General features: G+C 55.3%; 10 protein-coding genes. 3 read left to right on the top strand and 7 right to left on the bottom strand.

All coding sequences use genetic code 11. From position 1 onward, the window contains the following. Nucleotide 1 precedes the first annotated feature (1 nt). Both P1U71_RS12795 and P1U71_RS12790 read right to left on the bottom strand, forming a co-directional pair. Entirely contained in the window at nucleotides 2–601 is a 600-nt protein-coding gene (locus tag P1U71_RS12795) for a cadmium resistance transporter (protein WP_301105998.1), read from the bottom strand. A 35-nt stretch (nucleotides 602–636) separates the two neighbouring features. Beyond that, entirely contained in the window at nucleotides 637–1,629 is a 993-nt protein-coding gene (locus tag P1U71_RS12790) for a succinylglutamate desuccinylase/aspartoacylase family protein (RefSeq protein ID WP_301105997.1), read from the bottom strand. Nucleotides 1,630–1,764: 135 nt separating this feature from the next. Here P1U71_RS12790 and P1U71_RS12785 point away from each other — a divergent pair, with 135 nt between their 5' ends. Beyond that, nucleotides 1,765–3,324 carry a class I adenylate-forming enzyme family protein gene (locus P1U71_RS12785; RefSeq protein ID WP_301105996.1) on the top strand — a complete coding sequence of 520 codons (1,560 nt, stop codon included), beginning with the start codon at nucleotides 1,765–1,767 and terminating at the stop codon, nucleotides 3,322–3,324. Nucleotides 3,325–3,380: 56 nt separating this feature from the next. Here P1U71_RS12785 and P1U71_RS12780 read toward each other — a convergent pair whose 3' ends face one another. Next, the gene (locus P1U71_RS12780) at nucleotides 3,381–3,827 is read right to left on the bottom strand and encodes an Hsp20 family protein (protein WP_301105995.1); all 447 of its coding nucleotides are present in this window, start codon (nucleotides 3,825–3,827) and stop codon (nucleotides 3,381–3,383) included. A gap of 215 nt (nucleotides 3,828–4,042) precedes the next feature. Here P1U71_RS12780 and P1U71_RS12775 point away from each other — a divergent pair, with 215 nt between their 5' ends. Continuing rightward, complete coding sequence (locus tag P1U71_RS12775) at nucleotides 4,043–4,489, top strand: DUF1465 family protein (RefSeq protein ID WP_301105994.1); 447 nt, start codon at nucleotides 4,043–4,045, stop codon at nucleotides 4,487–4,489. An 89-nt stretch (nucleotides 4,490–4,578) separates the two neighbouring features. On the opposite strand, the gene rpmE is transcribed toward P1U71_RS12775, so the two are convergent. After that, complete coding sequence (gene rpmE / locus P1U71_RS12770; RefSeq protein WP_227951401.1) at nucleotides 4,579–4,806, bottom strand: 50S ribosomal protein L31; 228 nt, start codon at nucleotides 4,804–4,806, stop codon at nucleotides 4,579–4,581. Nucleotides 4,807–4,977: 171 nt separating this feature from the next. On the opposite strand from rpmE, the gene P1U71_RS12765 reads away from it, so the two are divergent. Further along, complete coding sequence (locus P1U71_RS12765; protein ID WP_301105993.1) at nucleotides 4,978–6,786, top strand: ABC transporter transmembrane domain-containing protein; 1,809 nt, start codon at nucleotides 4,978–4,980, stop codon at nucleotides 6,784–6,786. On the opposite strand, the gene P1U71_RS12760 is transcribed toward P1U71_RS12765, so the two are convergent. From P1U71_RS12760 to P1U71_RS12750, 3 genes are read right to left on the bottom strand one after another with little or no spacing between them, the layout of a single operon-like run. Beyond that, nucleotides 6,775–7,839, bottom strand: a complete 1,065-nt coding sequence (locus tag P1U71_RS12760; RefSeq protein WP_301105992.1) for a glycosyltransferase — start codon at nucleotides 7,837–7,839, stop codon at nucleotides 6,775–6,777. The two genes, P1U71_RS12765 and P1U71_RS12760, sit on opposite strands and share 12 nt — an antisense overlap. Then, a complete protein-coding gene (locus P1U71_RS12755) occupies nucleotides 7,836–8,771 on the bottom strand; it encodes a glycosyltransferase family 9 protein (RefSeq protein ID WP_301105991.1) in 936 nt (311 codons plus the stop codon). Before P1U71_RS12755 ends, P1U71_RS12760 begins: the two co-directional genes overlap by 4 nt. Continuing rightward, nucleotides 8,772–10,133, bottom strand: coding sequence for a peptidoglycan -binding protein (locus tag P1U71_RS12750; protein ID WP_301105990.1), 1,362 nt, complete (start codon nucleotides 10,131–10,133; stop codon nucleotides 8,772–8,774). Nucleotides 10,134–10,156 lie beyond the last annotated feature (23 nt).

The following is a 10,156-nucleotide window of genomic DNA, read 5'->3' as shown; positions in this document are numbered from 1 at the left end:
TTTAAGTGATATCCGTCGGAGTGTTGGTCAGGATATAGAGGCCGACACCGATCAGTAGGAAGGGTAGGGCCTTTGGCGCGTATCGTTCCAGAAATGACTTCGTTTTCGGATGGCCAACGGCCTTCTGCGCGCCGAAGGTGAGAATAGTAGCCGCAGCGATGATACTCACAACCATCCAGCCAATCAGGCCGGGTCGGGTATCGGAGAGGAGCGGGGCCAGCACCGCGACGGAATCCCAGCTATGAGTGATCATGATGAGCGCAATGGTAAGAAAGCTGCCGCCGTCTTTCAGCTTTATGTCGGGATTAGTTACTTCCGTGGATTTGCTTCGGCGGAAAAGCTGCCATAGCTCATAAAGACCAATTCCGAGTGGGATCAACCCGATATAAGGGACTAAATTGACGGGGAGTGTTTGGATGCCCTGGGCGAAGAGCAGGCAGATGCCAATCATCACCAGGACAGCCAGAAGATACCCCTGTCGGACCTTGGCTACCCCGTACTTCGGATGGAGTGATAAGGTGACAAGCAGGAAGAGATTGTCAATGCTGGTCGAGATAAAGGCCATAAAGCTGATGGCGATGGCGAGAAGAATATCATCCATTATCAACTTTCCGGGATAGCCCTAAATCCGGTTGCTCAGCTTTTCTCTTCGCCCTGCCCGATATGAAACAGGCAATCCCCGCGCACCACCCTTGCGCCTTGCCGTTTTGCGAGAATAACCCCATCCGTCTCAAAAAACAGTTCGATCGGCTCGCGGCCGGGGGTTTCGGTGCGGTGGATCAGCGCGGCGGGCTGACCCGCGTGGACATCCTCCCCCGGATCGGCGAGCGGTTCATAGACGCCCGGTTCGGTTGCGAAAATGCTGCCTTCCTCATTGAATATCCGGCTCTTTTTAGGGGCTGGCTCCGGGGCGGTGGTGATCACGCCAATTTTGTGTAAAGAGCGGAGCAGGCCGTCACCGGCAAGCTTGGGCAGTCCCTTGGAAACCGTACCGCCGCCGGCAAGCTCGGTCAGGATGCTGCAGACCCCGTTGCGAAAGGCCGCCGCAGAGGAAAAACTGCCCGCATCGCTACGTTCGAAATATAGAGTGTGCGGCAGGCTGAAAGCTTCCGCAATCTCCCGCTTCAAGGCGAGATTCGGATCATCGGAGGTGATGGAAAAGAGCAATGTCGGGGTGTAAAAAAGCGAACTGCCACCCGAGTGAAGATCAAACAGAAAATCCGAGCGTTTCAGCAGGGTATGTTCGATGTAATGGGCGATCTGCTGGGTCGGGGTGCCGGTGTCGCTGCCGGGAAAAGAGCGGTTGAGATTGCCCTGATCAAGTGGGGAGGTGCGAAGGCCCGCCTCAGCCGCCGGGAAATTCGCCATCGGCAGGATGATCAACTGGCCGCGGATATGCTCAAGCGGCAGAGTCCGGATCAGGTTGGAGAGGATCACCTGTCCTTCATACTCATCGCCATGATTTCCCGCCATCAGAAGGACTGTCGGGCCAGTTCCGTTCTTCATGCTGGCAATAGGGATCGGGATGTATCCGTAAGCGGACCGATGAACGGAATGCAACAGCTGTAGATATCCGTGATGGATACCGTCTTTGTCAAAATCAATTTTGGTGGAGATAAGCGAAGACATTGATGCGATACCTGTTCATTAATTTGTTCTTGTGGTTTACTATACCCGTGTTTGATCATACATGATATCAGTTCGCAATAAAGTTGTGATCTAATTTGCGTACCGTACAGGAACTATACAGGGGAACCGGATAGAATGACAGATGCCACCGACACACTTCATCAACCAGCCGATCTTGCAAATATTTTGTCAATCGGCTTGCAAAAAAGACCTGACGATATTGCTTTGATATCCCGGCGGGCAAAATGGACCTGGAGAGAACTGGAAGACATGAGCTCCCGGCTTGCGAAAAGCTATCTTGCCTTTGGATTAAAACCAGGCGACCGGGTCGCGTCATTGATGCCCAACCGCTGGGAACTGGTTGTGAATTATTTGGCTTGCATAAAAGCAGGGTTGGTGGCAACGCCGCTCAACTATCGGTACATGGCCCCTGAAATTGATCACGCATTGGGTCTGAGCGGGGCGGTTGTTCTGCTCGCCCATGCAGAGCGCGCAAGCGATCTGGCAGAGACGGAGCTGGTGAGAGATCTGCCGCTTGGCGTCATTACCTTCGGTGGCGCTAGCGGTGATGGCCCCCATGTTGAGGATATGATAAATAATGAACCTCCAGGAATTGATCTTCCGGTGCCAGATCTGGATGCGCCTTTCGTCATCTTCTTTACCTCGGGTAGTACGGGTAAACCTAAAGGTGTCACTCATTCCTTAAGAACAATGGGCTGGATGTGCGGCTATGCTCTGGTGGCGATGGACATCAATGAAGATGATGTGATGTTGCCGGGGTCTTCCCTGTCTCATATGGGCGGATTTCTCTGGGGTCTTTCCATTCTGGCGCTCGGAGCCAGACTAATCGTTGCACGAAGCTTTGATGGCAATGAAATGCTGCCAATATTACGTGAATTTAAGCCGACGGTGCTCAGCATGATTCCAGCGGCACTATTTGAGCTCGTGCGCGATCGTCACGGGGTCCATGATGATTTTGCCTCGCTTCGGCTTTGTGTGTCGGGCGGAGATAAGATTTCAAGCGTTCTTGAGCATGAGTTCATGCGGAAAGCTGGCATAATCATCTCGGAAGTATATGGAATGACGGAAATCGGTTTCTCACATTTCAATGCGGACAAATCTGTTGACCATCTGGGATCTGTCGGTACGGTCGCTCCAGCTTTTGAGGCGGTGTTGCTTGATGACGATCATAATGAGGTCCCCTTGAACACAGCGGGCCGATTGTGGGTGCGGGCGAAATGCACAACATCTGGTTACTGGGGAAATCAGTCGGCAACGGATGAATCCTATGACGCGGACGGTTGGTTTGATACCGGAGATATCATGCAGATTGATGAGCAGGGTTTTTATTGGTTCTGCGGTCGTAAAAAGCAGATCATCGTGCATGACGGATCAAATATCTGCCCACAGGAAGTGGAAGAGGCGTTGCAGGGTCACACATCGATTGAGCATGCCGGTGTCGTTGGGGTTCACGACCTGGTTCATGGCGAGAATGTTGTGGCCTATGTGACCGTGCAGGCCGGAGAAGCGGTTCCAGCCGCCTCGGAGGTGATAGCTTTTGCAAAGACAAAGATCGGCTACAAGACGCCGGAGGAGATTGTCTTTCTCGACGAAATGCCTTTCAACGCGACCGGCAAGGTCGACCGGGTTACGCTGAAACGATTAGCAGAAGAAGCGCACGGAATTGATGCCTAGGCAATAAAAATAGCCCGCCGGAGGGGCGGGCTATTCCTGATCAACGAATTGATTGGTTAGGCGGCTTTGCTCTCAAGCAGTTTGCCTTTGTTGATCTCGATGGTACGGGGTTTGAGTTCCTCTGGAATCTCCCGGACGAGATCAATATGGAGCAGGCCATTTTCCATGGCGGCACCGACCACCTTGATCGTTTCGGCGAGTTCGAAATTCTGTACGAAGGAGCGGGCCGCGAGGCCTCGATGCAGATATTCCGCTTCTTCCTTGTCCTCTGCGGATTTTCCGCTGATCTTCAAGGTGTTCTGGTTGGCAACCACATCCAGCTGATCTTCCGTAAAGCCAGCCACCGCCATCGTGATCCGGAAATGATCCGCATCGGTTTTCACGATGTTGTAGGGCGGAAACCCGTTGTCGGTTGACGCCCGTTCCATGCCGCGGAAAAGCTGTTCTATCCGGTCGAAACCAACTGTTGAACGCATCAGGGGTGAAAAGTCATAACTACGCATTGGTATATTCTCCTATGAAGCAATATATATGCGGGCTTCCCAAATCGGGACAAGCCCTTGTTATCAGACCCAAAATTGGCATCCGATGCCTTGTATATGTGGCATTTTTTTGTAAGTTCAAGGCCCGGAAATATGGAAAATTAACTTTTGAGGGCTAGATTTTTCCGGCATATCCGAATTTAATTCCCGTTCACGAGCGCAGCAAAGGACAGCCGATGGGCGTTAGCGATGATGATGGAACGCAGATCAAGGCGCAGACCATCTTTTTCACCCGGACCTACGATGAAGCATTGGATCTGGTGAAAGAGGCCCGCACCTATCTTGCTGGCCCGGGGCAGGCAGCCGCGCGCGCCATGCCGGCGGAGGCAAGTTTCGGCTATGCGTCGGAATCATTGCGGCTCACCACGCGGCTGACGGAAAGCATGTCCTGGCTGCTCTTCCAGCGTGCGCTGCAGGAGGGGGAGATTACGCTGGAAGAATCGCAAGCGGATGAGTGCCATCTTCAGCATATGGATGTATGCCTCGCGGATGACCCTGCTTGCGACCCCAGCCTGCTGCCGGAGGAGTTGCAATCCCTGTTGGAGCGGAGCGAGCGTCTGTACCAGAGGCTGCTTCGGCTGGACGAGCAGGGAAAGCATGCCTTTAAGCGCGCCCAGCTTTAACCTTATCATCGGGGATTTCTGAGCAGGGCGACAAAAAAGGCGCTCGATTGAGCGCCTAATCCGGGAACCTTAACAGGCTCAGTGCTTGGTTAGCTTGATTTGATGCCGAAATTCGCAAAACGCTTGTTGAATTTCGCAACCTGACCATCATCACGGAGATGCTGCTGGCCGCCGGTCCATGCCGGATGCGTTTTCACGTCGATGTCGAGCTTCAAAACATCGCCTTCCTTGCCATAGGTCGAACGGGTTTCAAAGGTTGATCCATCGGTCATTTCGACTGTGATCATGTGGTAATCTGGATGTATTTCTTTTTTCATGTCGGTTCACCCTTTGGGGGACGCTAAAAATCATTCAGCGGGCCTTATATTAAAGCTGAGACATTATGGCAAGCAAAGATATGTTTTTTGGCATTTTTTCTTGCATTCCTGGCTATGACCGTTACACCCAAGAACTGGATTTTATGACAGATTAGAGGCAGGACCTGCTGCGTGACGGATGTAAACGGAATCACCCCTGATGCGGATGAGAAGGAAAAATCAAAACGGGTGGTGACACGCCTTTGGCAGCTTTGGCGATTCGTCAGGCCTTATAAGGCGCAGGCGTTTGGCGCCCTGATCGCGCTTATCGTTGCGGCCGGCACCACCCTTTGGATCGGGCAGGCGATCCGCGATCTTCTGGACAAGGGATTTACCGCTGGCCCGGAAAGCCTCGATCGTGTTTTCATTGGGCTGATGGGCGTGGTTGCCTTGCTCGCGGTTGCCACTTTCAGTCGCTATTTCCTTGTTTCCTGGATCGGGGAGCGGGTTATCTCCGATATTCGAAAAGCGGTGTTTAATCATGTCCTGACCTTGAGCCCGGCCTTTTTTGAGATTACCCGAACCGGTGAAGTACTCTCTCGCCTGACAACCGATACGACCCTGATCCAGACAGTTATCGGTTCCTCGATTTCCGTGGCGCTTCGGAACTTCCTGCTGTTTATCGGTGGCCTCGCCTTTTTGATCTTCACCAGCCCGGCGCTCTCTGGCATGGTCCTGCTGGTGGTTCCCTTCGTCCTGGTGCCGATCATCGTCTTTGGCCGCATGGTGCGCAAGCTCAGCCGGTCTAACCAGGACAGCATCGCCGCCGTCAGTTCGCGCGCCGATGAAACGCTCCGGGCCATCCAGACATCGCAGGCCTATACCCATGAGGATCATGACCGCGCGCAATTCAGCGAAGATGTCGAGACCAGCTTTCGCATTGCCATCAAACGGATCACCGCGCGAGCCTGGCTGACGGCGCTGGTCATTCTGCTGATCTTCGGTGCGATTGATTTTGTCCTCTGGAGCGGGGCGACGGCGGTTGTTGACGGCAGTATGTCAGCGGGCACGCTCGGTGCTTTTGTGTTCTACGCGGTTATTGTTGCGGGTTCCATGGGGTCGCTCAGCGAAGTCTGGGGAGAGTTGCAGCGCGCTGCCGGCGCGTCCGAGCGGTTGCTGGAGCTGCTGGCGGAGGTACCGACGGTCGCCATCCCGTCAAATCCGCTCCCCATCGGGTCTGCAATTGAAAAGAATATCAATTTTGATGACGTCACTTTTCACTATCCCTCCCGGCCGGATCAGGCGGCGCTGAATGATTTCTCGCTTGAAATTCAAAAAGGCGAGACCGTCGCACTGGTAGGCCCGAGCGGAGCGGGCAAGACAACAATTTTCCAGCTTCTGCTACGGTTTTATGATCCGCAGTCTGGCCGCATTACTATCGACGGCACGGATATTGCCGAGGTTGACCCGGTTCATCTTCGGGCGTTGATGGGCTTGGTGCCGCAGGATGCGGTCATCTTTGCCGATACCGCCATGGAGAACATCCGGTACGGTCGGCCCGAGGCGAGCGATGCCGACGTGCGCGCCGCCGCCGAAGCCGCCGTCGCCACGGAATTTATCGATGCCATGCCCGAAGGATTTCACACCGAGTTTGGCGAGCGGGGGATCAAGCTCTCCGGTGGCCAGAAACAACGGATCGCCATTGCTCGTGCGATATTGCGCGATCCGGAAATTCTGCTGCTGGATGAAGCAACATCGGCGCTCGATGCGGAGAGCGAGCGGCAAGTGCAGATCGCCCTTGAGCATCTCATGCAGAACCGGACGACGCTGGTCATTGCGCATCGGCTGGCGACCGTGCTGAACGCCGACCGGATTATCGTGCTGGACAATGGCCGCATCGTTAATCAGGGCACCCATGAGGAACTGATGGCCGAGGATGGACTTTATGCCAAGCTCGCCAAATTGCAGTTCGATGTAGGTCGGAACGCGCTATCGGCCTGATAATTCCTCAAGCACCTTCGCAAGCTGGCCATGGATGGTTTCAAGGCTGAAATGCTGATCAAAATAGGCGCGGGCGGCGCTGCCACGCGCCTCTAGTCCGTCGTCTCGTGCAAGGGCAAGCCCTGTGACCTGATCGGCGAGTGCTTTCGCGTTTCCTGACGGGATTTCAATGATGCCGTCATTCTTCGGTGCAGGATAAGCCATTGATTCGCGGGTGATCACGGTCCGGCCACAGGCAAGCGCCTGATAGACTTTGTTGGGGATCACCCGTGCGGCTTTGTCCGTTGTCCCGAAAACACCCAGCAGGATTTCTGCCCTATGGATGCGTCCGGGCAGGTCGCCATAGGGGAGGTAGTCTTCAAAAGAGATATTCGCATGCCCCTCTGCCGCAGCTTTGCAGGCGGATTTCAGCGGACCGTCGCCGAGCAGGGTCCAGTGGACGGGAGCATCGCAGAGCTTTGCGGCTTCGACGATTACCTCCGGTGCCTGCAGGCCGATAAAACTGCCATAGAAGAGCACCTCCAGAGGCTCCTCAGGCGATTTACTGGTAAGCGGGGCAGGGTAGAAGAGGCTCTCTTCCGCGCCGACCGCGATAACATGGACTGACTTCTCATCAAGGCCGAATGTTTGTGTGAAAAAATCCGCGTGGCCCACTGTATCGGCGATAACCTGATCGGCGGCGGAGAAGATTGCCCGTTCCTTTTGAAGGAGCCTTACAGCCTTCGGGCTGGTTTCGGGAAATTTTCGTCGTTCAAACACCTGCTTGTCATAGGCGGAGATCATGGGATCGAAGATGATCGGCACATTACGCCGCCGCGCCCATCTGGCGGCGGCAGCCATATCGCGCTGCCGAAAGGCGGGCAGCCAGAGAAGATCCGCCTTTTTGTCGCCTCTGAGGGCTGCTTCCAGATCGCCAAGCGGACTAATACGGGGGCGAAAATCGGTAACCTGCCAGCCGAGTGCGGTAAAAGCCTGACGAAGGATGCGGTTGCGGGAATAGTCGGGATCGAAGCGGCCCCACCAGAGGACGGTTTTGCCTGTCAGGCCACTCATGGCTGCAGATCCAGTTCACCGATCACATGGCCAAGTGAAAGGTCGGCAAGATTATCCTCGCGCAAGACACGCACATCGGGGCCACGCGGGCGGGACATATTCGGATCGGAGGCACGGGAAAACAGCACGACCGTCTTGCAGCCGACGGCAGAAATAAGATGCAGCGGGCCCGTATCATTACCGACCGCCAGAGCTGCCCCCGCCCCGAGAGAGGCGATATCACCGAAATCCGTTTTTGACGATAGATCGACTGCGCCCGGGCAAGTTTCCTTGATTTTCGCGATTGCCTCGGTTTCCGCCTTCCCGCCAATCAGCACGGGCGTGATGCCTTTTTCATCCAGATACTCAGCAAGCTCGGCGAAGCGGATGGCAGGCCAGCGCTTTTCCGGCCGATGTGCCGATCCCCCGGGGACCAGCAATGCGTAATTTGCGGGCAGGCTGAAGCGCGAAAGATCCGCCATTGCCCAGGAAAAATCCGGCGTCGGAACAGTCTCTATCCCGGCTACTTTCAACTGATCGATATGCCGTTCGATCGTGTGGATTTTGGTGCGAAGCGGGCTGTCATGCGGGTGGGAGCAGCCTTTCGCAATGCCGCACCATTCCGGTTTCCGACGTTTCGGGAAGAAACTGAAATAGCTATTCGTGCGGGTTGAGGTTTGCAAGTCATAGACACGGTCGAACCGTTCTTTGCGCAGCTTCCGGATCAGGGGAATAAGCTTGGAAAGCTGCCAAATTTTCGGTCGTTCATCGATCCAGACTTCATCGAAAAGCCCAGATTTTTCAAGGAAGGCGGCGAAAGGGCGGGTTGTCAGCAACACAATACGTGCATCGCCATGATGGGCGCGGATGGCCTGAAACGGTCCCTGCGCGAGGATCACATCGCCAAGCGCCCCATGCTTGATGACAAGGATATTCCGGCCCTTGCCTGCCACTTAGCGCTCCGTCAGTTTCAGCTCGATCCGCCGGTTGCGAAGATAGCCGATCTCGTCATCGCGGTTGTCAATCGGCTGGAACTCACCAAAGCCGGTCGGCGCGAGACGCCTGGCAGGGACGCCCTGACTAATCAGGAATTTCGTCACGGAAAGAGCGCGGGCGACGGAGAGTTCCCAGTTGGAGGGGAAGCGCGCCGTGCTAATGGGCTGACTATCCGTATGGCCGTCAACACGGAGTATCCAGTCTATGTCCGTTGGGATGTCCTTCGCAATTTCCAGCAGGGTTGCGGCAAATTTCGCCATATCTTGTTTGCCTTCCGGCCCAAGCTCTGCCTGTCCGGCATCGAAGAGAACCTCTGACTGGAAGACGAAACGGTCGCCGACAATGCTGATGCCGGGACGGTTTTTAAGCACCTCCCGAAGCTTACCAAAGAACTCGGAGCGATATTGCTGCAATTCCTGCACCTTGGCCGCGAGCGCCTGATTAAGCCGTTTGCCGAGGTCGGCGATCTGGGCCTGCTGCTCCACATCCTTTAGCTCGCTTGCCTCCAGCGCCTGATTGAGTTTGGCGAGCTCATTTCGGAGTGCGTTGATCTGGGCGTTGAGGGTCGCGACCTGCGCCCGCGCCGCGGCGGAGAGCTCTTCTTCTTCAGTCAGCTTGTCCTGCGTCTGCAAGTAAAGCGTTTGCAATTCGGCAAGGCGGATTTCGCGCTCCTCGATATCCTTCTGCGCGAGATTGGTCCGCTCCTCTTCATCGGCGATGCGGGCTTCCAGCTCCTTGCTGCGATCACGTAGATTGCCGATCTCGGTATCTTTATCCTCAATCGTGGCGGCGAGCTTACCGACCTCTTCCTCAAGGTTTTTGCGGATTTCTTCGAGCGCGGTAATGTCGCGTTTCAGGCTTTCAAGCTCGGCGAGATTAGCTTTCAGGCTGGCCTCACTCACGTTCAGCTTATCCTCCACCTCGGCGGTTTTATCCTTCTCCTCACGGAGGAGCACCGTCAGGCGATCCCGGTCTTCCTCAGCGGAGAGCGCGCGGCTGGTCAGGGTGTCGAGCTGGATGATAACGCTGTCGCGTTCTTCCGCGAGCTTTGTCATGTCGATATTAAGCTGGGCGATCTGGCCTTCCAGATTTGCGCTTGTCCGACGCTCAATCGCCAGAAGATCGGCAAGCTCATTAACCTGCTGATTGAGCTTCTCGAGCGCGGCATCCCGGCCTGACAGGGCTTGGGACAAGAAAAATTGCGCCAGCACGAAGACAACCAGCAGGAAGATAATCACCAGCAGGAGAGTGGTCAGCGCATCGACGAAGCCCGGCCAAATCTCGTACGGGGCGCGTTGTCCGCGGCGTCTACGAGCCATAACTTACTCCGTCTTTCACGGCG

The sequence above is a fragment of the Sneathiella sp. genome, assembly GCF_029233945.1.
Lineage (GTDB): Bacteria > Pseudomonadota > Alphaproteobacteria > Sneathiellales > Sneathiellaceae > Sneathiella.
The sequence above is the reverse complement of the archived record's forward strand: the minus strand, read 5'-3'. Positions and strand labels throughout refer to the sequence as shown.